Raw genomic sequence first — 22,953 nt, 5'->3', positions numbered from 1 at the left:
ATTGTCATCTGTCTTGATCAACGGGAGTGAGTGATATGTCGAAAGAATCCTTGGTGCTGGCCTTTCCGCCGGCAGCGCCGGAAGAGAGCCTGGCCTATCTGGCGGCTAAACTGAGTCGCTATGCGGATGCCTGGGACGTGGCGGAAGATTTGCGCAATGGCGTGGACGGGATGGTGGTGATCGACACCCGTGCGGAGGCGCTGTACGCCGCCGGGCATATCCCCGGCGCATTCAGCTTGCCGCATCGCCTGATGGATGAAGCCGGCACGGCGCACCTGGATCGCCAAAAGGTGTATGTGACCTACTGCGACGGCATCGGCTGCAACGGCTCCACCAAAGGCGCCTACAAGCTGGCGAAGTTGGGGTTTAGGGTGAAGGAGTTGATTGGCGGGCTGGATTTCTGGCTGCGCGACGGCCATCCGTTGGCCATCGGCGAACTGCCGGGGTCACTGCGCTCCCGGGCGGCCGCAGCGGACTGCGGCTGCGCCTGAGGCGTTAAAACACCAGCGCCAGCACGACGGCCAACGCCAACAGCAGCAGGATCAGCGCCACGGCGGGCTTACTCAGCGCTTTTTGCAGCGGCAGAGGCAGGGTGGCGATCAGCGGGTTGAGCAGCGGCTGCGGTTCGATAGAGGGGCTGGCGATCGGCTGCGCCTGGCCGGCTTTCTCCAGACGGCGGGCAAACAGCTGATGAATGGCGTCGCTCATTTGCGGATGCGTCAGCGGCGCGTTGGCGCCGCAGTTGAAGCGCGTCTGGCAATAGTCGTTCATCTGCTGCAGTTCTTGCTCATCCGCCGGCTGTTTGAGCGCCGCCAGCAGGTTGTTCAGCGTTGGCGCGTTCTGCGGGCTGAGCGCCACCTTCACCTGTAAAAACTGGTTCAGCAGCTGGAAGTGGCGCGCCGGCAGCGGATCGTTGGTTTTCACGCCCGCCAGATCGAACAGCGTTTGCCAAATTTTAGCCGGCGCTTCGCCGGTCGCGGCGCTGAGTTTGGTGACCTGCTGCTGCAGGCTTTGATGCTCTGCGGGCAGCAGCGGGCGATCGCTGGTGGCGGTTTGCTGCGGTTGGGGAATGGTCAGGCCGCCGGTCTGCAACAGATTCAGCACCTGCTGCAGCTGCGGCGGGCTTAGCTGGCTCAACACCGTATGGCCGAACCGTTGACGAATAAAGTCACTGACCGCCTGGCGATTATTGCCCTGCGGCAGCAACTCGGCCAGCTGTTGCAGCAGTTGGCGCCCGGCATGGTTTTGCTGCGCCTGCGTCAGGCGCGTTTGCAGCAGCTGTTCCGCCGGTTGAAAATGGCGCGCCAGCAGTTCGCCGCCTTTGTCGGCGCCGAGATCGTGACGCAGAGACGCCCAGATCTCCGCCGATTTTACTGAGCTGAGCGTCATGATTTTCACGATCAGTTTTTCCAGCGTTGTGCGCTGCGCCGGAGAGAGGGGTTGATCGTCAGTGGCCGCCGTTTTGCCCGGGGAAGGGGGGCGCTCGCCGGCGATTGGGGTGCCCGGCCCACTCAAAGGTTGCATATCACCAGTCCTTCGCTGTGTATCCCCGCAGTGTGCCTGGAGGAGAGAATCGTCATTGTACCCGGCGAAAAGCGCAGGCTTACCCTCTATGATACCTGTAATTCGCCGCCATCAATACCGCCGCTCAGACATTTCTTTACCGACAAAACGTTGCTAATCGCGTCTGCGCCGCTAAGATAACCCCAGATCTGAACATGAGGATGGCATGGTTAAACGGCAGCGGATTGCAAAATGGTTTTTATGCCTGGCTTGCCTGGTGGTGCTGACGTGCATGACCCAGCGCATGGCGGGCCTGCATGCGCTGCAGCAAACGCTGGGGATCCCGGCCGCTACCGCCGTTCAGTCCAGTGATGCCGCCGCCGAAGCGCAGCCGACGCCCTGTGAACTGAGCGCCAAATCATTGCTGGCCGCGCCGCCGGTAATGTTCGAAACCGTGCTGTTCGGGCTGGGTCTGCTGCTGGCGCTGTTGGCGCCGACCATTGCCGCGCGTCTGCGCATTCCTCCTCCTCGCGCCATTTCTCCGCCCACCCTCAGGGTGCACCTTCGATTATGCGTCTTCCGTGAATGAGTTAATCGCCCGTTTTTCGCGGTGAATTAATCATTTATGGAGAATTAACATGTTGAAAATTATCAGGCTGGCCTGCGCTTGCCTGTTTATGCTGTGGCTGCCCGCCTTGCAGGCGGCGGACAGCGGCTGGCTGCAAAATCCGGCCAACGATCATGCCAAGGTGCGGCTGCGCGCCGACACGTCACAGCCGGGAGAGACCCGTCTGCTGCTGTCGGTCGAGCTGCAAAAAGGCTGGAAAACCTACTGGCGTTCCCCGGGTGAAGGCGGCATCGCGCCGGCTATCGTCTGGCAAGGCCACCCACCGCCGGCGATCTGGCACTGGCCGACGCCGCAGCGTTTCGAGGTGGCCGGCATTTCCACCCAGGGCTATCACGATCGGGTCACGCTGCCGATCGTGGTGCCAGGCCCGGTATCCGGCCCGCTGGCGGGCACCCTGACGCTGTCCACCTGCAGCAACGTCTGCATTCTGACCGACTACCCCTTCAGTCTGGATCTGACGGCGCCGAACGATCCGCAGTTTAATCACGACTTCGCGCAGGCGATGGGGCAAGTGCCGATCGCCGCCGGGTTGACGGATAACGTCAAGGCCGGGTATCGCAGCGGCGAGCTGCAGATTGCCGCCGAACGCGCCGCCGGCTGGCAACAGCCCGCGCTGTTCTTCGATACGCTGGCGGATGCCGATCTCGGCAAGCCGAAGGTCGAGACCGACGGCGCTCAGCTGTTGGCGCGAGTGCCGGTCAGCGACGGTTGGGGCGATGCGGCGCCGGATCTGCGCGGCAAAACGCTGACGCTGGTGATCGACGACGGCGGCATGGCGCAGCAGATAACGCTGCCGATCGGCGAGCCGCTGGCCGCGCCGGCCGGTGCGGCGTTCCCGTTATGGCAGGCGGTATTGATGGCGCTGGCGGGCGGGTTGATCCTCAATCTGATGCCGTGCGTCCTGCCGGTGTTGGGCATCAAGCTCGGTTCCATCCTGCAGGTGGAGCGGCGCGATCGGCGCAGCGTACGGCTGCAGTTCCTGGCGTCGTCGCTGGGTATTGTCGCCTCGTTTATGGCGTTGGCCCTGCTGATGACGCTGCTGCGGCTCGGCAACCACGCGCTCGGTTGGGGCATTCAGTTCCAGAATCCGTGGTTTATCGGCTTTATGGTGCTGGTGACGCTGCTGTTCAGCGCCAACCTGTTCGGCCTGTTCCATCTGCGCCTCTCATCCGATCTGAATACCTCGCTGGCCACCCATAACGGGCACGGTCTGAGCGGCCATTTCTGGCAGGGCGCGTTCGCCACGCTGCTGGCGACGCCGTGCTCGGCGCCGTTTCTCGGCACGGCGGTGGCCTTCGCGCTGGCGGCGTCGTTGCCGGTGCTGTGGGGCATGTTCATCGCGCTCGGCATCGGCATGAGCCTGCCGTGGCTGCTGATCGCCGCCTGGCCGTCGCTGGCGCTGCGGTTGCCGCGTCCCGGCCGCTGGATGAATACCGTCAAGCTGGCGATGGGGTTGTTGATGCTGGCGTCGTCGCTGTGGTTGCTGAGTCTGCTGAGCAATCATATCGGCGTGCAGGCTACGCTGTGGCTGGGGGGGTTGGCGCTGCTGGCACTGCTGCTGGCGGTGTGGCGCCGGCAGGGGGCACGGTTGGCGGCCAAGCTGGCGGCGGGCACGTTGGTGCTGGCGGGCGCCGTCTTGCTGGCCGGCTCGCTGACCGCCGGTCTGTGGCACCAGCCGTTGCAGGATCGGGTGCAGTGGCAACCGCTGAGCGAACAGGCGATCGCCGAGGCGCTGGCGCAACATAAACGGGTGTTCGTCGACGTCACCGCCGACTGGTGCGTGACCTGTAAAGCCAACAAATTCAATGTGCTGCTGCGCGATGACGTACAGCGGGCGTTGAGCGCCGATGATGTGGTCGCGCTGCGCGGCGACTGGAGCCGCCCGTCGGCCGACATCAGCGCCTTCCTGCAAAGGCGCGGCAGCGTCGCCGTGCCTTTCAACCAAATCTATGGCCCCGGCAGCCCGGACGGCGTGGTGCTATCCCCGCTGTTGACCCGTGACGCCGTGCTGCAAACGCTTTCCCATGCCAAAGGAACCGAACAATGAAAAAGTTACTGATTTTACTGATGATCATCGCCGCCCCGGTGTGGGCCGCCGAGCCTTTCACCCCGGCGCAAGAGGCGCGTATCAAAGAGATGATCCGCGAAACGCTGGTGTCCAACCCGGACATTCTGGCGCAGGCGGTGGACGCCTGGCAGCAGCAAACCGCAAGCCAGCAAATCAGCCAGGCTATCAAGCAGAATGCCAAAACGCTGTATCAGGATCCGGCCAGCCCGCGCCTCGGCGCCGCCAACGCGAAACTGACGCTGGTGACCTTTACCGACTATAACTGCCCGTACTGCAAGCGGTTTGATCCGATGCTGGAGAAAATCGTCAAGCAATACCCGGATGTGGCGCTGGTGGTGAAGCTGTTGCCGTTCAAGGGCGAAAGTTCGGTCAGTTCGGCGCGCGTGGCGCTCACCACCTGGCAGCAGCACCCGGAGCAATTCTGGGCCTTGCATCAGCGGCTGATGGCGAAAAAGGGCTTCCACGACAAGGCCAGCATCGCCGCCGCGCAGGAGAAAACCGGCGTCAAGGCGGTGGCACCGAGCGAACAGAGCATGACCACGCTGCGCACCAATATGGCGTTGGCGGAACAACTGGGCGTACAAGGGACGCCGGCGACGCTGATCGGCGATCGGATGCTGCCGGGGGCGGTGTCCTATGAAGAGCTGGAAACGATGGTGAAGCAGCAGCTGGCGAAGGCCAACCATGGTTAAGCTCAAGCGCTGGGGGCGCGAGTTGCTGCTGCTGGCGCTGATCGCACTGGCGGTGATCACGGTGATGGATTGGCTGAACGCGCCGCAGGCGCCGCCGGCCTTCGATGCCCAGACGCTGACCACGTTGGACGACGAGCGCGTGTCGTTGGCGCAGCTCAGTCATGAGCGGCCGCTGCTGGTTTACTTCTGGGCCAGCTGGTGCGGCGTTTGTCGTTTCACCACGCCGGACGTCGCCCGTTTGCAGGCGGCGGGCGGCAACGTGCTGACCGTCGCGCTGCGATCGGGCGACGATACCCAGGTGAAACAGTGGCTGGCGCGCAAACGGCTGGCGCTGCCGGTGGTCAACGATCCGGCCGGTACGCTGTCGGCGCAGTGGCAGATTGGCGTGACGCCGACCTTCGTGGTGGTCTCGCAGGGCAAGGTGGTGCAGAGCACCACCGGCTGGACCAGCTACTGGGGGATGAAGCTGCGGCTGTGGTGGGCCGCCGTCTAACCGGCGTTTTTCTCTGCTATCACTTCCTCAATCGCCCGGCTAAGCCGGGCGATACCTTCTTCAATCTGCGGCGGCGAGTTGGCGGCGAAGTTTAGCCGCAGACTGTGCGCGCCCAGCTGTTCCTGGGCATAAAAGCATTCGCCGCGCGCGAAAGTGACGCCGTGCCGCCAGGCCACCGGCATCAGCTCGGTGGTGGTCACCGTCGCGGGCAGCGTCAGCCAGATAAACAAGCCGCCTTGCGGCGTTTCGAAACGGCACCCCGGCGGCAACCGCCGTTGCAACGCGTCGATCATCACTTCGAGATGCAGGCGATAGACGCGCCCGGCGCGGCGCAGCTGCTTGTCGTAACGGCCGACGGTGACAAACGCGTCCAGCGCCCGCTGGATCAGGCTGGAACTGGTGAAGCTGTCAACGTGCTTGCGCCGCGCGAAGCGCTGATAGTGCTCGCTGTCCGCCACCAGATAGCCGATGCGCATGCTGGGCAGCAGCATCTTGGAGAAGGTGCTGACGTAGATCACCGCGCCCGGCTGCGCCAGCGCACGCAGCGACGGCAGCTGTTTGCCCTGGTAACGCAGATCGCCGACGAAATCGTCCTCCAGGATCACCACGCCGGCCCGTTGGGCGATCGCCAGCAGGCGCCGCCGGCGAGTTTCGCTCAGGCAACGGCCGGTCGGGTTGTGAAAGTTGGGGATGGTGTAGATCAATTTGGGGCGGTGGCGTTCCAGCAACTCGGGCAATCGTTCGACCAGCATGCCGTGGCGATCGCCCGGCACGGTGACGATATTGATGCGGTGCTGGCGCAGCAGGCCCAGCGCTTCGGCGTAGGTCGGTTCTTCGACGATCACCGTATCGCCCGGCGCCAGCAGGCTTTGCACCACCAGGCTGATGGCATGCTGCGAGCCGTTGGTGATCAGCACCTGTTCCGCCTGCGTGGGGATGCCCTGCGCGCTGAGAATGCGGCTCAGCGTATCGCGCAGCGGGTAGTAGCCGCAGTATTCCCCGTAGCTGAAGGCCTCTTCCGCGTGGCGGCTGAGCACCGACAGCAGCACTTTGCGAAACGCCTCCAGCGGAAACACCTTAGGGCTGCCGACGCCGGCGGCGAAGTTGATCAGCCCCTCCGGCAGCGGGGCGTCGGCGTAGCCGTCCAGCCGCGAGGTGAGGGTGGTGAAGCTCTCCAGCGGGAAGGGGGCATCGCTGCTCGGCCGGGCCGGGCGCGTTTGTGCCTGCGGGTGAGCAACATAGGCGCCGCTGCCGCGCCGCTGATGCAAAAAGCCCTTGGCCGCCAGTTCGGCATAGGCGTTATCCACCGTCAAACGGCTGACCGCCAATTCGGCCGCCAGCGTGCGCGTTGAGGGCAGTTTGTCGCCATCGACGAACACGCCGGTGAGGATGGCGCGCCGCAGCGCTTCTTCGATCTGTAAATAGAGCGGAACGTCCTGCTCGCGATCCAACGGGATATGCATGCGAAATTGGCCCGGTTAGGGAGAGAGCTTTTTAATATACCCCATGTCAACAGGGCTTCAAGCGCAGAAAAGTGGCCTGCATGACAACGCCGTAAAGTGGCTATAGTGAGAAAAAATGGCCGCGTTACACTGTGCGCCTGAGCATTTACGTCGCCATTTTTCCGAGGATCTCATGTCATTACCGTCAGGCGTTTCCGCCCGGCCGGCGCTGCCCGGCGCGCGTCTCTTTCAGGGCAGCCACCAGGGTTACGTCATCGCCATGATCAGCGCCATGCTGCTGGCCTTTACCGCCATCATCATCCGCGCGCTGACCGAGTACTATCACCTGCCGACCTTCGTGCTGGCGTTCTGGCGCGCGGCGCTGGTGGCGCTGGTGCTGTTGCCGCTGCTGTTGGTGGTGAAACCGCAGTGGGCGCGCCTGCGCCGTGAACAGGTCTTGTTCTACGCGCTTTACGGGCTGCTGCTGGCGCTGTTCAACAGCCTGTGGACGCTGTCGGTGGCGCTGAACGGCGCATCGGTGGCGACCATTCTGACCTACTGTTCGGTGGGCTTTACCGTGTTCCTCGGCTGGGTGATGTACAGCGAACGCCTGACGCTGCGCCAACTGCTGGTGATCGCCATCAGCCTGGGCGGTTGTTTCCTGGTCAGCAACGGCGACAGCATGGGCAACCAGCACTTCGACTTGTTGGGGCTGCTGGTGGGGATGCTGTCGGGCATCGGCTATACCCTGTATACCCTCGGCGGGCGGGTGGCCAGCGAACGGGGCTATCCGGTGTGGAACACCATTTTGTACGTTTTCGGTTTTTCGGCGCTGTATCAGCTGGTGTTCAACGCGGCGCTGACGGCGTTCCCGCTGGCAGCGTTCCACGGCATGGCCGGCTCTCTGTGGTTCCTGTCGCACGGCGCGCAGGGCATTCAGTGGAGCGGCTGGCTGTTGCTGCTGGCGCTGGCCGCCGGGCCGACGCTGTTGGGCTTCGGGTTGTATAACATCAGCCTGAAAACGCTGCCGCTGGCCGTAGCCAACCTGATCCTGTCGTTGGAGCTGGTTTTCACCGCGGTGATCGCCTATTTCCTGCTGGGGGAAAACATGAATCAGCTGCAGCTGCTGGGCAGCGCGTTGGTCATGGGTGGGGTGCTGCTGTTGAAAAGCAAGACCGCCGAGGCGTGATCGGTTACCATTTCGCCTCGCAAGAGAGGCGGTAATCATGAATAACCCGAGATTGAAACGAGCGCTTATCGCTTGAATGGCCGTGTTGAGTGAACGACAACACGGCCACAGACATTCCGTTCCGTGGCTTTTATTCCCGTAACAAGAGAATACGCCATGTCCGAAAAACACTGGTCCAACACCGAACTGCTGCATCAGACGGTGACTAACCCGAATATTATCGTCAAAGGCACCCACAGCTACTACAGCGACTGCTGGGATAACGGTTTCGAACGCTCGGTGGTGCGCTATCTGCACGGCGACGCGGTCAGCCGGCAATGGCAGCCGCTGGGCGAAATAGATCGCCTGCTGATCGGCGACTATGTCTGCATCGCGGCCGAAGCGGTGATCCTGATGGGGGGCAATCACACCCATCGCATCGACTGGTTGAGCCTGTACCCGTTTATGGCAACCATCAAACAGGCGTACCGCCCCAAAGGCGATACCCGGCTGGGTGACGGTTGCTGGATTGGCATGCGGGCGATGTTGATGCCAGGGGTATCGATAGGCGAAGGGGCGATCGTCGCCGCCGGCAGCGTGGTGACCGGCGACGTTGAACCTTATGCCATCGTCGGCGGCAATCCCGCGAGGTTTATCCGTTGGCGATTCGCGCCGGAAATCATCGCACGGTTGCTTGCGTTGCGCCTCTATGATTTGTCCGAGGCGGACTTTGCGCAGGTGCAGCCTTTGCTGGCCGATAATGATATTGCGGCCTTAGAGCGGGCGGTATGCAACATTGAGCGTTAGCTAATGAAACACGGGATAATAACGCTGCGCAAGCTCGATTAAGGCCCGAGATAATCGGGCCAAGTGTACCAGAAACACTGCGGCTGTTAATCCTCGTTCCACGACAGCCGTAGTGCCGCATTTATAGAAATGCAATGTATACAATAGCATTACCTGAGAAAGGCCCTGGGTCGACGGTATCATGGGCTGTCAGTTTTGCTTTTAGGCTGATATTTCTTTGTTGGCCGCCAACCAGATAATAATCCACGCCTGTCCATGCAGAGTTGCCATCTAAAAAAAGCGTTGAATAAAATTTCTTGTTGCTTCTTAAATAAATATTCCCCTCGCCCAATGTAGATTGAGAGTAAATTTTTATCGTGCCTGATTGAGTGCATCCGATTGTTCCATAAATCGTTCTCTCCATCCCGGAAATCTCGTCTTGTGAAAGCGTATCAAAATCTATCACTGTAGGAAGATTCACATCACAAGATTGGTTTTGTGGTGGTAATATGCCGCAAACAGAATTAGGCCATAAACTCGCACCGCCGGATATTGCCGGCGTTCGTATATAGAACATCCCAACACAGCTGGCATCTCTGCCATTCACGAGGTAAGGCTGCGAGGTCCATGGAATGCCGAAGGTGTTCTTCCAGGCGATCTCCACTTCTTTTGCTGTTCTATAATTTTCAATCCGAAGACAATTTTTGGAGTCTACACATGAGCCGTGTAGTCCAGGATATCGAGTACTGTATTTTACATCAGGGCCAATAAAACAAGACGTCCACCCATAGCAAGGGTTGAGATCAGAAGGGCTCTCATCCCACGCAACCAGCGATTGAACAACCGTCAGGTTAACAAAAGAGACCGGGAGCATATAGGCGCCAGCTAAAGCTTGCTGAGATAATAAAGAGGCGAAACAAAAAATAAATACTCTAAACATTATAATCCCTCATTTTACATTGATCTTCCTTATTGATTGTTCATCTATAATGTTGCCCATATTGTGACAGGTTTACAGAGGATATCGTCATCACATTACCATGTGCCTGATTGAACGGCAATAATATGGTCTCTGGCGTTGTTCGATGAGCTTTGGCTAGGTTTATAATATTTTATTTTTTATGATTAAATAAAAAATCATAATTCATATTTATATAATGGCTCAGTGTGCTTGCGTCACGTTCTCCATAAATACCGATATAAAAAGTTCGTGTAGGGGGCAGATTCAGGGGTAAAATTTGATGGCCTTCGCCAGGTTAAAAACGGTGTCGAGGAGGTAACAGACATCTTTAATGGAGCAATCGCGTACAACAAAGGCTATTGCGAGTTTAGACATGAAAAATCCAGAGTCAAAAGTCTGGCTCTGGATTTTTTCTCTGCTCGACTTATGCAAGCATCCTCAAACGATCGGCATTAGGGAACATATCCCCGCCCGTTACGCGTTACTCGGCCTTGGCCTCGGCCGCCGGATGGCTGCGTTTGCGCATCAGGCGCAGCAGCGGCGGCAGCGCCAGCACCGCGACCGCCAACACCAGCAGCGTTTGCGCGATGCTGCTGCTCCACAGGATGCCGAATTCGCCGTTGCTGATCGACAGCGCGCGGCGCAGGTTCTGCTCCAGCATCTCACCCAGCACGAAGCCCAGAATCAGCGGCGACATCGGAAAGTGCATTTTCCGCAGAATGTAGCCGAACACCCCCAACCCGACCATCAACAGCAGGTCGAAGGTGGTGCTGTGCACCGCATAAACCCCCACCGCGGAAACCGCGGCGATTGCCGGCACCAGGAACCACAGCGGGATGGTCAGCATGCGGGTGAACAGGCCAACCAGCGGCAGGTTCATGATCAGCAAGATGACGTTAGCGATCAGCAGCGCGGCGATCAGCCCCCAGACGATATCCGGCTGTTCGGTGAACATCGCCGGGCCGGGGGTGATGTTGTACAGCGTCAGCGCGCCCATCATCACCGCCGTGGTGCCGGAACCCGGCACTCCCAGCGTCAGCATCGGAATGAACGAACCGCAGGCCGAGGCGTTGTTGGCCGCTTCCGGCGCCGCTACGCCGCGGATGTCGCCCTTGCCGAAGGTGTCGCTGTTGCCGCTGATTTTCTTTTCGGTCATGTAGGTCAGCGCGCTGGCGATGGTGGCGCCGGCGCCCGGCAGAATGCCGACGAAGAAGCCGATCACCGACGAGCGCAGGGTAGGGCCTGCGCATTGCGCCGCCTCTTTGCGGTTGAACAGCAACCGGCCGGTTTTACGCACCAGCTTTTGCCCGGCGCTGGTGCTTTCCAGCATCAGCAGGATCTCGCTGACCGAGAACAGGCCGATCACCACCACGATAAACTGCACGCCGTCGGAGAGGTGCACGCTGTCGAAGGTAAAGCGGTAAACGCCGGTGTTGGCATCGACGCCCACCGTCGCCAGCCCCAGGCCGATCAGCGCCGCCAGCAGCGATTTCAGCGGGTTTTGGCTCATCATGCTGCCGAGGCAGGCGATGGCGAACACCATCAGGGCGAAATACTCCGCCGGGCCGAAGGCCAGTGACCAGCGGGCCAGCAGCGGCGCGAACAGAATAATGCCGCCGATGGCGATCATCGAGCCGACGAACGAGCTGACCGCCGAGATGGACAGCGCCACGCCGGCGCGCCCCTGCTGCGCCATCGGGTAGCCGTCCAGCGCGGTCATGATCGCCGCCGCATCGCCCGGCACGTTGAGCAGAATTGACGAGATGCGCCCGCCGTATTCGCAGCCGATATACACCGTCGCCAGCAGGATCAGCGCCGATTCGGCCGGCAGTTTGAGGGCGAACGCCAGCGGCAGCAGGATCGCCACGCCGTTGATCGGCCCCAACCCCGGCAACAGGCCGACGATGGTGCCGACGAAGCAGCCGATCAGGGCGATAATCAGGTTTTGCGGCACCAGCGCCACTTCAAACCCTTGGGTCAAATACATCCAGGTATCCATCATCGCTCCCGTTAGCTCAGCCAGGCGCCGAGCGGCAGTGTGACATCGAGAAGTTGGTCAAAGGCGTAGTACAACGCGGCGCCCATGATGATGCCGGAGATGGCCGCTGCCGGCAGGCTGGCCTGAAACAGCAGGCCGATGCTGAACGTCAGCAGCGCGGTCGCCAGCGGAAAGCCGAGCCATTCAAACCCCCAGGCATACAGCACCAGGGTGATCACCAGCACCAGCAGCCGCTGCATCACCTTGTGGTGCGGCCATTCCACCGCCTGCGGGCGGCGCAGCAACAGCAGCGCCGCGCACAGCGCCATCAGGCTGAGGATCGCCAGCGGGAACGGGCGCGGCCCCAGCGGTTCATAGCTGTATTCGCTCTGGATGCCCCAGCCGATGAACAGCCCGCCGATACACAGCAGCAGCCAAAAGCCGGCAAAAATACGATCGCTCATGGTTTTCCCCTGCGGTTATTTGGCCAGGCCGAACACTTTCGCCTGCTCACGGTATTGGGCAACCTGATTCTTCACGTAGGCGTCCAGCTCTTTGCCGGTCAGGTTGAATTCGAACAGGCCGCGCAGATCGCGCTGCTGCTTGAATTCGTCGGTCGCCATCATTTTCTGGAAGGTGTCGATCCACCACTGATACTCTTCATCGCTGACTTTCGGCCCGACGTAGAAGCCGCGAATGATCGGCCACACCAGGCTGTATCCTTGCTCTTTGGCGGTGGGAATATCGGCCAACTGGCCCGGCAGACGTTGCTCGGCATACACCGCCAGCACGCGGATCTTGTCGCCCTGCAGGTAAGGCACCATTTCGCTCAGATCGCCGGATACCGCCTGGATGTGGTTGCCCAGCAGCGCGGTGACCGGTTCCCCGCCGCCCTCGAACGCCACGTAGCGCATCTTGCGCGGATCCACGCCGACTTCGCGCGCCAGCAGCGCGGTTTTCATCCAGTCCTGGCTGCCGATCGAGGCGCCGGCGCCGAACACCACGCTGTTGGGATCTTTTTGGAAAGCGTCCATCAAGTCTTTCAAGGTTTTGTAAGGCGAGTCGGCGCGCACCGCGATCATGCCGTAGTCGGTACCGACCGCCGCCAGCCATTTCACGTCGTCCACGTTGTAGCGGCCGAACTTGCCCTGAGCCAGGTTGAGCAGCGAACCGCCGGAGAAGGCCACCACGGTGCCGAACTCCGCCGGGCGTTGCGCGACGATGGCGTTGTAGGCCACCGCGCCGACGCCGCCGGGCATATAGGTGACGCGCATCGGTTTATCAATGGCCTTGGTGTCCTGCAGCGATACCTGAATCAGTTTGCAGGTCAGATCGAAGCCGCCGCCGGGTTTGGCCGGCGCAATGCATTCGGTGCGTTTGGGCGCTTCCACGGCAAAGGCCTGAGAGACCGCCAGCAACAGGGCGGCGGCGGTAAAGGTGCGGGTCATTATTTTTTTCATTGTGACTTACCCTCGGTATTGTCTGATGGTGAATCCCGCCGAATGCGGTTGCGGAATTGTTAAAACAACAACCTTTCATTTACCTTTCAGTGGCCGGAAAAGTTTCCAGTCTGTGATTAGGGTCTCTTGTCGCGAGCGAACGGCGGGTGCGCTAACATAGAATGGGCGCAGAGAACAGTGCGCAAAACCGGCCAAAACCCTGCGTAATGTCAGGATTGCCGATAGTCGTTCGCGTTAAAATCATCTGTAATAAAATGAATAGAGATGCAGTGATATGTTTTCGTTAGGGAAATTGTTTGGCGGCAGGGACAGCGCCAAGGTATGTGCGATTAAACGGTTGCCAGAGGTCTACGCCGAGATGGCGGGAGAAGCCGGGCAGTGTCGTTTGAAGCGCTTGCGCCCTGAGATTGGCGTATTTGAGTTGCATTTCGTCAACGCCGACGGTGAAAAGTATGCTTGCCAGATGACCGCCTGCGTGACCGGCATCGATCTGGTGTTTGCCGCCAACAACCGCTCCGTGCTGGTTTCTTCGCCGTTTACCGCCGACAAGCTGCGTCCGGTGTTGGATCTTGCTCTCGCCGATAGCCCCATCACGCTGATCTGAGGCGTCACACGAGCGCGCCCCAGTACGCATAATTGTGTGCCAGCTCCCAAAACTGGCGGCGCGGCGCTCTTTTATCCCCTTATTTTCCATGCCATTCTCTGTTATCGACCTGTTAACAGACGCCGCATCGATGTCTGGTTGTTCAGGTAAATCAATGGAATGGGAACATGCGACTGTTATTGGTTGAAGATCACCCCGAGCTGTCTCACTGGTTGCAAAAGGCGCTGACCGGCGCCGGATTTGCCGTCGACGTCGCGCCGGACGGCGTGGCCGCCGACCACCTGTTGCTTAATGAACGCTATGCGCTGGCGGTGCTGGATGTGGCGTTGCCGCGTCTGAACGGTCTCGATTTGCTGGCGCGCTTGCGCAAGCGCGGGCAGGATCTGCCGGTGCTGTTGCTGACGGCGCGCACCGACGTGACCGACCGGGTGAAAGGCCTGAATCTGGGGGCGGACGACTACCTGACCAAACCGTTCGAACTGGACGAGCTGGAGGCGCGCATTCGGGCGTTGCTGCGCCGCAGTGTCGGCGCCGCGCAGCCGGCGTTGCAATACGGCGCGTTGACCTATCATGACGAAGGTTATTTCCTGCTGGAGAGCAAACCGCTGGCGCTGACGCCGCGCGAGCTGGCGGTGCTGACCGCGCTGATGCACCGGCGCGGCCGCCCGGTGGCCAAGCAGCAGCTGTTTGAGCAGGTGTTTACGCTGTCTGACGAGGCCAATCCAGAGAGCATCGAGCTTTACGTACACCGTTTGCGGAAAAAGCTGCAGGGCAGCGACGTGGCGATCGTCACGCTGCGCGGTCTGGGCTACAGCCTGGAACTGTGCAATGCGGTGGTTTAACGCGCCGCGTTCGCTGTTTTATCAACTGCTGCTGTTTTTTGGCCTGCCGCTGCTGGCGCTGGGCGGCATCTCTATCTACACCCACTACTTCAGCGCCATGAGCGCCGCCACCCTGGCCTACGACCGCACGCTGCTGGCGTCGGCGCGCACCGTGGCGGAGCGGCTGGTGGTGCGCGAAGGCAAGCTGGCGGTCGATGTGCCTTATGTGGTGCTCGACAGCTTCGAGCGCAACATGAACGATCAGCTCTATTACGAGGTGATCTCGCCGCAGGGGAAAAGCATCTCGGGCTATGACGACTTGCCGTCGTTGCCGCCCCACATTCCACGCTCCACCCTCTATCCGGCATTGGTGCATTTCTACGATGCGGAATACCTCGGCCGGCCGATCCGCGTGGCGGCGCTGTTTCAACCGGTCAACGAGTCGGGCGTGAGCGGCATGGCGACCATTCTGGTGGCGGAAACCCTGGAATCGCGTCGTTACCTGGCGCGGCAGATGATGATCGCGGCGCTGTTGAGCCAGGGCACGGTGGTGGTGTTGACCCTGATCCTGGCGTTCGCGCTGCTCAAGCGGGTGTTGAAGCCGATGCGTAAACTCTCCGGCATCATGCTGCGGCGCGATCCGGGCGAACTGACGCCTTTGCCGCGGGTTCTTCCCTGGTCGGAGATGCAGCCGCTGCTGGTGGCCTTTAATCGTTACATCGAACGGCTGCGGCTGATGGTGGCGCGTCAGGAACGCTTCAGCGCCGACGCCTCTCACCAGCTGCGCACCCCGCTGGCGGTGCTGAAGACCCAGGTCGGGGTGGCGCTGGCCAGCGATCGGCCGCAGCAGTGGCGCGAAAGTCTGCAGGCGATGAGCGCGACGCTGGATAACACCGTGGCGCTCACCGACCGTCTGCTGCACCTCTCGCGCCTGAAAGCCAGCGAGCACAGCGCCGATCGGAAGCTGCAGCCGGTCAATTTGGCGCAGGTGCTGCGCGACGCCTGTTTCTCTCGCTTGCCGCAGGCGCGCAGCAAACAGATCGATCTCGGTTTCGAGGGTGAAGCGGCATGTCAGGTCGCGGGGGAGCCGCTGCTGTTGGCCGAGCTGTGTGCCAATCTGCTGGACAACGCGCTGAAATACACGCCGCGTCAGGGCGTGGTGACCGCCCGCCTTACGCGGGACAAGGCTACGGGGGAAGGGGTGCTGGAGATAGAAGACAGCGGCCCGGGCATCGCCTTGCAGGACAAGGCGTTGGCGCTGCAGCCGTTTCATCGTTTGGACAACGTGGGCGATCAGCCGGGCGCCGGTTTGGGATTGGCGTTGGTGAAGGACATCACCGCGTATCACGGCACCCGCCCGGAGCTGTTGAGCTCCGCCGCGCTGGGCGGCCTGTTGGTGCGGGTGCGTTTCAGGTTGCTGGCTTAGGCCTGTTCTTTGCAGGAATCTGCGCCTGCCGCCGGGGCTTTGGCTTTACGCGTCAGCGGCGTGCGCAGCCGCTGCGACAGGATCACGCCCAGCAGGGTGATGCCGCCGCCGATCAGATGGTAACCGTGCAATTGCTCATGCAGGAACAGCACTGCGATAGCGGCGGTAAACACCGGCGCCAGGTTCATGAAGATCGAGGTGGTGTTGGCGCCCAGGCGCAGGACGCCCTGGATCCACAGGTACGGCGCGATGATCGAGGCCGGAATGCCGGCGAACAGCACCAGCGGAAGGTTATGGCCGTTCAAGCCGACATCCTGCGCCATCAGGAAATTCGGCAGCAGCAACAGCACGCCGAACAGGATCTGCACGTAGAGCGATTGCCAGTTCGGCAGCGCGATGGCCCAGCGTTTGGTCAACACGCCATACAGTGCGTAAGAGGCGGTGGCGAGCAGCATCATCAATTCCCCTTTGCCGATACCGTGCTGCAACAGCGCGCCGGGCTGACCGCCGCTGACCAGCCAGATCAAACCGCAGAAGGAGAGAATGCTGCCGAGCAGCACGCCGACGGTCGGCGCAATGCGCAGCAGTACGATGCTGATCAGGATGGTCAGCAGTGGGATCAGCGACACGATGATGCCCATAAACAGCGCGCTGACGCTGTGCGCCGCGTAATAGGCCAGGCTTTGATACAGCACCATGCCGAGCAAGCCGAGGATCATCAGCTTCCACCAGTTGGCGCGCACCTGCGCCCAATTGCGCAGCACGCCCGGCAGCACAAACGGCGTCAGGGCGATCAGCGCCAGTAGCCAGCGGTAGAGCGAGATGGCCGCCGGATCGATGGCGGTGGCGGAGAGTTTGCTGACGACGGCGTTAATTGACCAAATTAGCACGGCCAGCAGGGGGAAAAGCATATTCATGACAATTATTCTCAATAGCGTCCAACATGCTGGCTAGTCTACGCGTGTCCGGTTTATCATATATAACGATATTCAGACAAAAATCGGCGTAAATAAGACAAATCACGGGACGAAACCATGCCAGAAATCCGCCATTTCCCCGAGTCGCTGATCCCGGCGCCAAACCCGGTGCAGTTTCGTTGCGAGGAGTTCAACGTCCGCACCGAATTCCAGCCGCACAGCCATACCTGGGGCCAATTGATGTGGGTCAAAGCCGGGGTGATGGTGCTGCGCATCGGCGGGCAGCGCTTTCTGGCGCCGCCGGAGTACGTGCTGTGGACGCCGGCGGGCATCGAACACTCCTGTTACAACCAGCGGCTGGCGCAGTGCCGCATGGTGGACATCGCGTCGGCGCTGTGCGCCGGCATGCCGGCCGATCCTTGCCTGGTCAATGTGACGCCGATCTTTCGTGCCATCGCCGAGGATTTCTATGCGCGCAAACAGTACATTCCGCAGGCGGAGGCGGATTTGCGCCTCTGCCAGGTGCTGATCGACCAGCTGCATCTGTCGCCGCGCCAGCAAACCTATCTGCCGTCGTCGGACGACAAGTTTTTGGCGCCGGTGCTGGAAGCGCTGGAACATTGCCCGGCGGACAACACCTCGCTGGCGACGTGGGCGAAGCGGGTATACACCACCGAGCGCACGCTGTCTCGCCGCTGCCAGCAGGATTTGGGCATGCCGTTCAGCGAATGGCGCCAGCGCCTGCGCTTCCTGCACGCCGTGTCGCTGCTCGAACAGGGCAAAACCGTGCAGGACGTGGCGCTGGAGGTCGGCTACAGCTCCGCGTCGGCCTTTATCGTCATGTTCCAGCAGATCGCCGGCACCACCCCTGAGCGCTTTCGCCGTGCCTGATTCAGTGGCACACTATTTCGCAGACAAATAGCCGTAAACCGTCGGAGAACGCAGTGAAAATTCTGGTTGATGAAAATATGCCGTATGCGGCCGAGCTGTTCAGCCGCCTGGGCGACGTGCGGGCGGTGCCGGGGCGTCCGATCCCGCTTGAGGCGCTGGCGGATGCCGACGCGCTGATGGTGCGTTCGGTCACCAAGGTCAATGAAGCCTTGTTGGCCGGCAGCCGCATCGGCTTTGTCGGCACCGCTACCGCCGGCACCGATCACGTCGATGACGCCTGGCTGCAACGGCAGGGCATCGGGTTTTCCGCCGCGCCGGGCTGCAACGCCATCGCGGTGGTCGAGTATGTGTTCTCCGCATTGATGCTGCTGGCCGAGCGCGACGGCTTCCAACTGCGGGATAAAACCGTCGGCATCGTCGGCGTGGGCAACGTCGGTTCGCGTCTGGACGCGCGCCTCAAAGCGCTGGGCGTGCGCACGCTGCTGTGCGATCCGCCGCGCGCCGATCGCGGCGACGCCGGGGAATTCTGGCCACTGGAGAAGTTGGTGGCCGAGGCCGACGTGCTGACCTTCCATACGCCGCTGAATAAATCCGGCCCGTATCATTCATTGCATCTGGCGGACGCCGATCTGCTGGCGGCGTTGCCGGACAACCGCATTCTGATCAACGCCTGCCGCGGGCCGGTGGTGGATAACGCTGCGTTGCTGCAGGCGCTGGAAAAAGGCAAAAAGCTGAGCACGGTGCTGGACGTGTGGGAACCGGAGCCGGATCTCGCCTTGCCGCTGTTGGCGCGGGTGGATATCGGCACCGCGCACATCGCCGGGTATACGCTGGAAGGCAAGGCGCGCGGCACCACCCAGGTGTTCGAAGCGTTCAGCCGCCATCTGGGGCAGCCGCAACAGGTGGCGCTGGCCTCGCTGCTGCCGGTGCCGGAGTTCAGCCAGATCCGTCTCAACGGCCCGCTGGATGAAGCGCGGTTAAAACGATTGATGCACTTGGTGTATGATGTGCGCCGCGATGATGCGCCGCTGCGCAAAGTCGCCGGGCAACCGGGCGAGTTCGATCGCCTGCGCAAGCACTACCAGGAACGCCGCGAGTGGTCTTCGCTGGCCGTGCAATGCGATGACAGCGCCAGCGCCGAGCTGCTCGGCAAGTTGGGCTTCAGCATCGCGTAGCGCGTAAGGTTGTCTTAAGCCAACGCCGCTACAGTGAGCGGCAAAGATTATCGGGCGGTGGCTGCACTGCCCGTCTGCTTTTATGAATGAAATACTCTGGAGAAAACCCAATGTCTGACGGCTGGAATATCGCGCTGCTCGGCGCCACTGGCGCGGTAGGTGAAGCGTTGCTGGAATTGTTGCAGGAACGCCAGTTCCCGGTGGGTGAGCTCTATCCTCTGGCAAGCGAACGCAGTGCGGGCGCCAATGTGCGCTTCAACGGCAAGTCTCTTCTGGTGCAAAACGCCGAAGAGTTCGATTGGTCGCAGGCGCAGCTGGCCTTCTTCGTCGCCGGCAGCGACGCTTCAGCGCGCTATGCCGAAGAGGCCGGCAACATGGGCTGTCTGGTGATCGACACTAGCGGCCTGTTCGCCATGGAACCGGATGTGCCGCTGGTGGTGCCTGGCGTTAACCCGCAGGTGCTGGCGGATTACCGCAACCGCAACATCGTCGCGGTGGCCGACAGCATGGTCAGCCAACTGCTGACGGCGATCAAACCGCTGACCGAACAGGCGGGGCTGTCGCGCCTGCACGTCACGACGCTGATGTCGGTATCCTCGCGCGGCAAGGCGGCGGTGGACGATCTGGCCGGCCAGAGCGCGCGGCTGTTGAACGGCATCCCGGCCGAAGAAGGCGTTTTCACTAAACAGCTGGCGTTTAATATGCTGCCGCTTGTCGCCGACGAGCAGGGCAGCGTGCGCGAAGAGCGCCTGATCGTCGATCAGGTGCGCAAGGTGCTGCAGGACGAAGGGTTGCCGATTTCGGTGAGCTGTATCCAGTCGCCGGTGTTTTATGGCCACGCCCAGGTCGTGCACCTGGAAGCGCTGCGCCCGCTGTCCGCCGAAGAGGCGCGCAGCGAGCTTGAAGAGGTCGAGGACGTTCAACTGAGTGAAGAGGATGATTACCCGACTCAGGTCACCGAAGCTTCCGGCAGCGATGCGCTCAGCATCGGGTGTCTGCGCAACGATTACGGCATCCCCGAGCTGTTGCAGTTCTGGACGGTGGCGGACAACGTCCGCTTCGGCGGCGCGTTGATGGCGATCGAAACCGCCGAGCGTCTGGTGCAGGAGCAGATGTACTGATGTCTGAGGTGGTCTCGCCCGCTCAGCCGACGCTGAAGGTAGCGCTGGGCATCGAATATGACGGCAGCCGTTACTACGGCTGGCAGCGGCAGCAAGAAGTGGCCAGCGTGCAGGAACGGCTGGAGCAGGCGCTGAGCAAGGTGGCGGATGCGCCGATCAACGTGCTGTGCGCCGGGCGCACCGACGCCGGGGTGCACGCCACCGGGCAGGTGGTGCACTTCGAAACCACCGCGCGCCGCAAGGACGCCGCCTGGACGATGGGCGTCAACACCCATTTGCCGCCGGACATCGCGGTGCGCTGGGTGAGCCCCGTCGCCGATGATTTTCACGCGCGTTTCAGCGCCACCGCGCGCCGTTACCGCTATATTATTTTCAACCATCGCTACCGGCCGGCGGTGTTGCAACAGGGGGTGACGCATTTTTATCACCCGCTGGACGCGGACCGCATGCATCGGGCGGCGCAGGCATTGCTGGGCGAGAACGACTTTACCTCGTTTCGCGCGGTGCAATGCCAGTCGCGCACCCCGTGGCGCTGCGTAAAACACGTTAAGGTTACGCGCTACGGCGAATATATTGTGGTAGATATCAAGGCGAATGCCTTCGTGCATCACATGGTTCGCAACATCGTCGGCAGCCTGATGGAGATCGGCTGCGGCAATCAGGATGAGAACTGGATGGCCGAGTTGCTGGCGCTGAAGGATCGCAATCTGGCGGCGGCGACGGCGCGAGCCGAGGGGCTGTATCTGGTTTCCGTGGACTATCCCGACCACTTTGGCATCCCGCGGCCGCCGATGGGGCCGCTGTTTTTACCCGACGATTAAACGCCGGCACGCCTGAAAGCGTCGCTCCCTTGTGCTTCTGCCGGGTGATTGAAACGCCCGGTATCAATGAGAGAATTTATGGACATCATCAAGTTTATTATTGATTTCATTCTGCATATTGATGTGCACCTGGCCGAACTGGTCGCACAATACGGCATGTGGGTCTACGCTATTCTGTTCCTGATCCTGTTTTGCGAGACCGGTTTGGTGGTGACGCCGTTCCTGCCGGGGGATTCTTTGCTGTTCGTCGCCGGCGCGCTGGCGGCTTTGCCGACCAACGATCTGAACGTGCACACCATGGTGGCGTTGATGGCCGTGGCGGCGATCATCGGCGATGCGGTGAACTACACTATCGGGCGGTTGTTCGGCGAGAAGCTGTTCAGCAACCCGAATTCGAAAATCTTCCGCCGCAGCTACCTGGATAAAACGCATCAGTTTTATGAGAAGCACGGCGGGAAAACGATTATTCTGGCGCGATTCGTGCCGATCGTGCGTACTTTTGCGCCGTTCGTCGCCGGCATGGGGCATATGTCCTATCGCCACTTCGCCGCCTACAACGTGATTGGCGCACTGGTTTGGGTGCTGCTCTTCACTTATGCTGGCTATCTGTTCGGCGATCTGCCGGTGGTGCAGGAGAACCTGAAGCTGTTGATCGTCGGGATCATCATCGTTTCGATTCTGCCGGGCGTGATTGAAATTTGGCGCCACAAGCGCGCGGCCGCCCGCCAGCAAAAACAGTAAAAACATCGCTTAACCTGTCGGTTCGACCAGTTTTTTGTCCACAGCGTCGGGCCGATATGGTTTAATGAGCGACATTATGGTCTGTTCCTGCGAACAACCCTGAAGCCGATGCCTCAGTCGCCGCGCTTGCCGCGCCGCGAACGGGCATTTTTTCATTGGGGTGTTTTCGGGGGGATTGTTAAAGCATGAACAGCGGACTGGCGTGTGCCAGGTTCAAACAGAAAGGTCATCGATGAGCTGGATTGAACGAATTCTTAACAAGAGCAATATCACACAAACCCGTAAGGCGAGCATTCCTGAAGGGGTCTGGACTAAATGCGACAGCTGCGGCCAGGTTCTCTACCGCGCCGAGCTGGAGCGGAATCTGGAAGTGTGCCCGAAGTGCGACCACCACATGCGTATGAGCGCGCGCGCGCGTCTGCATACCCTGCTGGACGAAGGCAGCGAAGTGGAGCTGGGCAGCGATCTGGAGCCGAAGGACGTTCTGAAATTCAAGGATTCCAAGCGCTATAAAGATCGTCTGGTCGCCGCACAGAAAGCGACCGGCGAGAAAGATGCGCTGGTGGTGATGAAGGGCACGCTGTACGGCATGCCGATCGTCGCGGCGTCCTTTGAATTCGCCTTCATCGGCGGTTCGATGTCTTCCGTGGTTGGCGCGCGTTTCGTGCGTGCGGTTGAGCAGGCGCTGGAGGACAACTGTCCGCTGGTGTGCTTCTCCGCCAGCGGCGGCGCGCGCATGCAGGAAGCGCTGATGTCGCTGATGCAGATGGCGAAAACCAGCGCGGCGTTGGCCAAAATGCAGGAGCGCGGCTTGCCGTACATCTCCGTGCTGACCGACCCGACCATGGGCGGCGTCTCCGCCAGCCTGGCGATGCTGGGCGACATCAACATCGCCGAGCCGAAAGCGCTGATCGGCTTTGCCGGCCCGCGCGTGATCGAGCAGACCGTGCGCGAGAAACTGCCGCCGGGCTTCCAGCGCAGCGAGTTCCTGATCGAAAAAGGCGCGATCGATATGATCGTTCGCCGCCCGGAAATGCGCCAAACGCTGGCGAGCATTCTGTCCAAGCTGACCAACCAGCCGCAGCCGCATTTCGATGAGGCCGCGCCGGTCATTGAGCCGGAGCAGCAGGCCGACGCCTGAGGCAAAGACGGATCCCGCCCGGGTTCAGCCGCCACTTTGTGGCTAAGTGACGGCTGATGCCCGTTCCCTGCCGGCCGCAGCCTATGACGTTGCGGTTTGCAGGTGGGCGGCAGTGA

At 61.1% G+C, this 22,953-nt stretch carries 23 protein-coding genes; 16 read left to right on the top strand and 7 right to left on the bottom strand.

Annotation, left to right across the window (positions count from 1 at the left end; genetic code table 11):
- The first annotated feature begins 35 nt into the window (after positions 1 to 35).
- Positions 36 to 491, top strand: coding sequence for a rhodanese-like domain-containing protein (locus CPH57_RS13660; RefSeq protein WP_033651965.1), 456 nt, complete (start codon positions 36 to 38; stop codon positions 489 to 491).
- 4 nt (positions 492 to 495) lie between these two features.
- On the opposite strand, the gene flk is transcribed toward CPH57_RS13660, so the two are convergent.
- Positions 496 to 1,524 carry a flagella biosynthesis regulator Flk gene (flk, locus tag CPH57_RS13655; RefSeq protein WP_046687561.1) on the bottom strand — a complete coding sequence of 343 codons (1,029 nt, stop codon included), beginning with the start codon at positions 1,522 to 1,524 and terminating at the stop codon, positions 496 to 498.
- Between the two features lie 205 nt (positions 1,525 to 1,729).
- On the opposite strand from flk, the gene CPH57_RS13650 reads away from it, so the two are divergent.
- Genes CPH57_RS13650 through CPH57_RS13635 form a run of 4 tightly spaced genes read left to right on the top strand, consistent with a single transcriptional unit; the run spans position 1,730 to position 5,384 of the window.
- Positions 1,730 to 2,092: a hypothetical protein gene (locus CPH57_RS13650; protein ID WP_033639760.1), complete on the top strand. Its 363-nt coding sequence runs from the start codon at positions 1,730 to 1,732 to the stop codon at positions 2,090 to 2,092.
- A gap of 49 nt (positions 2,093 to 2,141) precedes the next feature.
- Complete coding sequence (locus CPH57_RS13645; RefSeq protein WP_096242458.1) at positions 2,142 to 4,178, top strand: protein-disulfide reductase DsbD; 2,037 nt, start codon at positions 2,142 to 2,144, stop codon at positions 4,176 to 4,178.
- Complete coding sequence (locus CPH57_RS13640; RefSeq protein ID WP_047025292.1) at positions 4,175 to 4,891, top strand: DsbA family protein; 717 nt, start codon at positions 4,175 to 4,177, stop codon at positions 4,889 to 4,891. The genes CPH57_RS13645 and CPH57_RS13640 overlap by 4 nt, the downstream gene beginning before the upstream one ends.
- A complete protein-coding gene (locus tag CPH57_RS13635) occupies positions 4,884 to 5,384 on the top strand; it encodes a protein disulfide oxidoreductase (RefSeq protein ID WP_033643898.1) in 501 nt (166 codons plus the stop codon). Before CPH57_RS13640 ends, CPH57_RS13635 begins: the two co-directional genes overlap by 8 nt.
- Here CPH57_RS13635 and CPH57_RS13630 read toward each other — a convergent pair.
- Positions 5,381 to 6,847, bottom strand: a complete 1,467-nt coding sequence (locus CPH57_RS13630) for a PLP-dependent aminotransferase family protein (protein WP_096242457.1) — start codon at positions 6,845 to 6,847, stop codon at positions 5,381 to 5,383. The two genes, CPH57_RS13635 and CPH57_RS13630, sit on opposite strands and share 4 nt — an antisense overlap.
- Positions 6,848 to 7,019: 172 nt before the next feature.
- Between CPH57_RS13630 and CPH57_RS13625 the strand changes: the two genes are divergently transcribed.
- The gene (locus CPH57_RS13625) at positions 7,020 to 8,015 is read left to right on the top strand and encodes a DMT family transporter (RefSeq protein ID WP_096242456.1); all 996 of its coding nucleotides are present in this window, start codon (positions 7,020 to 7,022) and stop codon (positions 8,013 to 8,015) included.
- A gap of 156 nt (positions 8,016 to 8,171) precedes the next feature.
- On the top strand, positions 8,172 to 8,801 hold the full coding sequence (locus CPH57_RS13620; protein ID WP_089197268.1) for a CatB-related O-acetyltransferase: 630 nt from the start codon (positions 8,172 to 8,174) through the stop codon (positions 8,799 to 8,801).
- A gap of 121 nt (positions 8,802 to 8,922) precedes the next feature.
- On the opposite strand, the gene CPH57_RS24380 is transcribed toward CPH57_RS13620, so the two are convergent.
- From CPH57_RS24380 to CPH57_RS13605, 4 genes are all read right to left on the bottom strand, one after another.
- A complete protein-coding gene (locus tag CPH57_RS24380) occupies positions 8,923 to 9,720 on the bottom strand; it encodes a hypothetical protein (RefSeq protein WP_142075822.1) in 798 nt (265 codons plus the stop codon).
- 502 nt (positions 9,721 to 10,222) lie between these two features.
- Complete coding sequence (locus CPH57_RS13615; RefSeq protein WP_042785109.1) at positions 10,223 to 11,740, bottom strand: tripartite tricarboxylate transporter permease; 1,518 nt, start codon at positions 11,738 to 11,740, stop codon at positions 10,223 to 10,225.
- An 11-nt stretch (positions 11,741 to 11,751) separates the two neighbouring features.
- On the bottom strand, positions 11,752 to 12,183 hold the full coding sequence (locus tag CPH57_RS13610; RefSeq protein ID WP_060660429.1) for a tripartite tricarboxylate transporter TctB family protein: 432 nt from the start codon (positions 12,181 to 12,183) through the stop codon (positions 11,752 to 11,754).
- A gap of 15 nt (positions 12,184 to 12,198) precedes the next feature.
- On the bottom strand, positions 12,199 to 13,179 hold the full coding sequence (locus tag CPH57_RS13605) for a tripartite tricarboxylate transporter substrate binding protein (RefSeq protein ID WP_033643890.1): 981 nt from the start codon (positions 13,177 to 13,179) through the stop codon (positions 12,199 to 12,201).
- Between the two features lie 274 nt (positions 13,180 to 13,453).
- Here CPH57_RS13605 and CPH57_RS13600 point away from each other — a divergent pair, with 274 nt between their 5' ends.
- The 3 genes from CPH57_RS13600 (at position 13,454) to CPH57_RS13590 (ending at position 16,030) form a co-directional block, all read left to right on the top strand.
- Complete coding sequence (locus tag CPH57_RS13600; RefSeq protein WP_046687556.1) at positions 13,454 to 13,783, top strand: hypothetical protein; 330 nt, start codon at positions 13,454 to 13,456, stop codon at positions 13,781 to 13,783.
- A gap of 167 nt (positions 13,784 to 13,950) precedes the next feature.
- Entirely contained in the window at positions 13,951 to 14,625 is a 675-nt protein-coding gene (gene tctD / locus CPH57_RS13595; protein ID WP_033643888.1) for a transcriptional regulator TctD, read from the top strand.
- Complete coding sequence (locus CPH57_RS13590; RefSeq protein WP_033651954.1) at positions 14,612 to 16,030, top strand: sensor histidine kinase; 1,419 nt, start codon at positions 14,612 to 14,614, stop codon at positions 16,028 to 16,030. Before tctD ends, CPH57_RS13590 begins: the two co-directional genes overlap by 14 nt.
- Here CPH57_RS13590 and CPH57_RS13585 read toward each other — a convergent pair.
- Positions 16,027 to 16,947 (bottom strand): DMT family transporter, encoded by a 921-nt coding sequence (locus CPH57_RS13585; RefSeq protein WP_033651953.1) that lies wholly within the window; start codon positions 16,945 to 16,947, stop codon positions 16,027 to 16,029. The genes CPH57_RS13590 and CPH57_RS13585 overlap by 4 nt on opposite strands.
- Positions 16,948 to 17,064: 117 nt before the next feature.
- Here CPH57_RS13585 and CPH57_RS13580 point away from each other — a divergent pair, with 117 nt between their 5' ends.
- From CPH57_RS13580 to accD, 6 genes are all read left to right on the top strand, one after another.
- A complete protein-coding gene (locus tag CPH57_RS13580; RefSeq protein WP_096242455.1) occupies positions 17,065 to 17,838 on the top strand; it encodes a helix-turn-helix domain-containing protein in 774 nt (257 codons plus the stop codon).
- A 53-nt stretch (positions 17,839 to 17,891) separates the two neighbouring features.
- Entirely contained in the window at positions 17,892 to 19,013 is a 1,122-nt protein-coding gene (pdxB, locus tag CPH57_RS13575; RefSeq protein ID WP_033643884.1) for a 4-phosphoerythronate dehydrogenase PdxB, read from the top strand.
- A gap of 110 nt (positions 19,014 to 19,123) precedes the next feature.
- A complete protein-coding gene (locus CPH57_RS13570; protein WP_033643883.1) occupies positions 19,124 to 20,134 on the top strand; it encodes an aspartate-semialdehyde dehydrogenase in 1,011 nt (336 codons plus the stop codon).
- The gene (gene truA, locus CPH57_RS13565) at positions 20,134 to 20,955 is read left to right on the top strand and encodes a tRNA pseudouridine(38-40) synthase TruA (RefSeq protein ID WP_033651950.1); all 822 of its coding nucleotides are present in this window, start codon (positions 20,134 to 20,136) and stop codon (positions 20,953 to 20,955) included. The genes CPH57_RS13570 and truA overlap by 1 nt, the downstream gene beginning before the upstream one ends.
- A 78-nt stretch (positions 20,956 to 21,033) precedes the next feature.
- Entirely contained in the window at positions 21,034 to 21,696 is a 663-nt protein-coding gene (locus tag CPH57_RS13560; RefSeq protein WP_004936130.1) for a DedA family protein, read from the top strand.
- Positions 21,697 to 21,928: 232 nt separating this feature from the next.
- Positions 21,929 to 22,837 carry an acetyl-CoA carboxylase, carboxyltransferase subunit beta gene (gene accD / locus CPH57_RS13555; protein WP_033643880.1) on the top strand — a complete coding sequence of 303 codons (909 nt, stop codon included), beginning with the start codon at positions 21,929 to 21,931 and terminating at the stop codon, positions 22,835 to 22,837.
- Positions 22,838 to 22,953 lie beyond the last annotated feature (116 nt).

The sequence above is a fragment of the Serratia sp. JKS000199 genome (genome assembly GCF_900215455.1).
In the GTDB taxonomy this organism is placed as follows: domain Bacteria; phylum Pseudomonadota; class Gammaproteobacteria; order Enterobacterales; family Enterobacteriaceae; genus Serratia; species Serratia ureilytica.
This window is presented reverse-complemented; position numbering and strand designations above follow the sequence as displayed.

Bases quoted from the DNA above. Each gene is read 5' to 3' on its own strand.
- CPH57_RS13630 (WP_096242457.1), bottom strand. From the start codon at position 6,847: ATGCATATCCCGTTGGATCGCGAGCAGGACGTTCCGCTCTATTTACAG.
- CPH57_RS13560 (WP_004936130.1), top strand. From the start codon at position 21,034: ATGGACATCATCAAGTTTATTATTGATTTCATTCTGCATATTGATGTG.
- CPH57_RS13620 (WP_089197268.1), top strand. From the start codon at position 8,172: ATGTCCGAAAAACACTGGTCCAACACCGAACTGCTGCATCAGACGGTG.
- CPH57_RS13635 (WP_033643898.1), top strand. From the start codon at position 4,884: ATGGTTAAGCTCAAGCGCTGGGGGCGCGAGTTGCTGCTGCTGGCGCTG.
- truA (WP_033651950.1), top strand. From the start codon at position 20,134: ATGTCTGAGGTGGTCTCGCCCGCTCAGCCGACGCTGAAGGTAGCGCTG.
- CPH57_RS13600 (WP_046687556.1), top strand. From the start codon at position 13,454: ATGTTTTCGTTAGGGAAATTGTTTGGCGGCAGGGACAGCGCCAAGGTA.
- flk (WP_046687561.1), bottom strand. From the start codon at position 1,524: ATGCAACCTTTGAGTGGGCCGGGCACCCCAATCGCCGGCGAGCGCCCC.
- CPH57_RS13585 (WP_033651953.1), bottom strand. From the start codon at position 16,947: ATGAATATGCTTTTCCCCCTGCTGGCCGTGCTAATTTGGTCAATTAAC.
- CPH57_RS13625 (WP_096242456.1), top strand. From the start codon at position 7,020: ATGTCATTACCGTCAGGCGTTTCCGCCCGGCCGGCGCTGCCCGGCGCG.
- CPH57_RS13645 (WP_096242458.1), top strand. From the start codon at position 2,142: ATGTTGAAAATTATCAGGCTGGCCTGCGCTTGCCTGTTTATGCTGTGG.
- CPH57_RS13615 (WP_042785109.1), bottom strand. From the start codon at position 11,740: ATGGATACCTGGATGTATTTGACCCAAGGGTTTGAAGTGGCGCTGGTG.
- CPH57_RS13610 (WP_060660429.1), bottom strand. From the start codon at position 12,183: ATGAGCGATCGTATTTTTGCCGGCTTTTGGCTGCTGCTGTGTATCGGC.
- accD (WP_033643880.1), top strand. From the start codon at position 21,929: ATGAGCTGGATTGAACGAATTCTTAACAAGAGCAATATCACACAAACC.
- CPH57_RS24380 (WP_142075822.1), bottom strand. From the start codon at position 9,720: ATGTTTAGAGTATTTATTTTTTGTTTCGCCTCTTTATTATCTCAGCAA.
- CPH57_RS13580 (WP_096242455.1), top strand. From the start codon at position 17,065: ATGCCAGAAATCCGCCATTTCCCCGAGTCGCTGATCCCGGCGCCAAAC.
- CPH57_RS13650 (WP_033639760.1), top strand. From the start codon at position 1,730: ATGGTTAAACGGCAGCGGATTGCAAAATGGTTTTTATGCCTGGCTTGC.
- tctD (WP_033643888.1), top strand. From the start codon at position 13,951: ATGCGACTGTTATTGGTTGAAGATCACCCCGAGCTGTCTCACTGGTTG.
- CPH57_RS13590 (WP_033651954.1), top strand. From the start codon at position 14,612: ATGCGGTGGTTTAACGCGCCGCGTTCGCTGTTTTATCAACTGCTGCTG.
- CPH57_RS13660 (WP_033651965.1), top strand. From the start codon at position 36: ATGTCGAAAGAATCCTTGGTGCTGGCCTTTCCGCCGGCAGCGCCGGAA.
- CPH57_RS13570 (WP_033643883.1), top strand. From the start codon at position 19,124: ATGTCTGACGGCTGGAATATCGCGCTGCTCGGCGCCACTGGCGCGGTA.
- CPH57_RS13605 (WP_033643890.1), bottom strand. From the start codon at position 13,179: ATGAAAAAAATAATGACCCGCACCTTTACCGCCGCCGCCCTGTTGCTG.
- CPH57_RS13640 (WP_047025292.1), top strand. From the start codon at position 4,175: ATGAAAAAGTTACTGATTTTACTGATGATCATCGCCGCCCCGGTGTGG.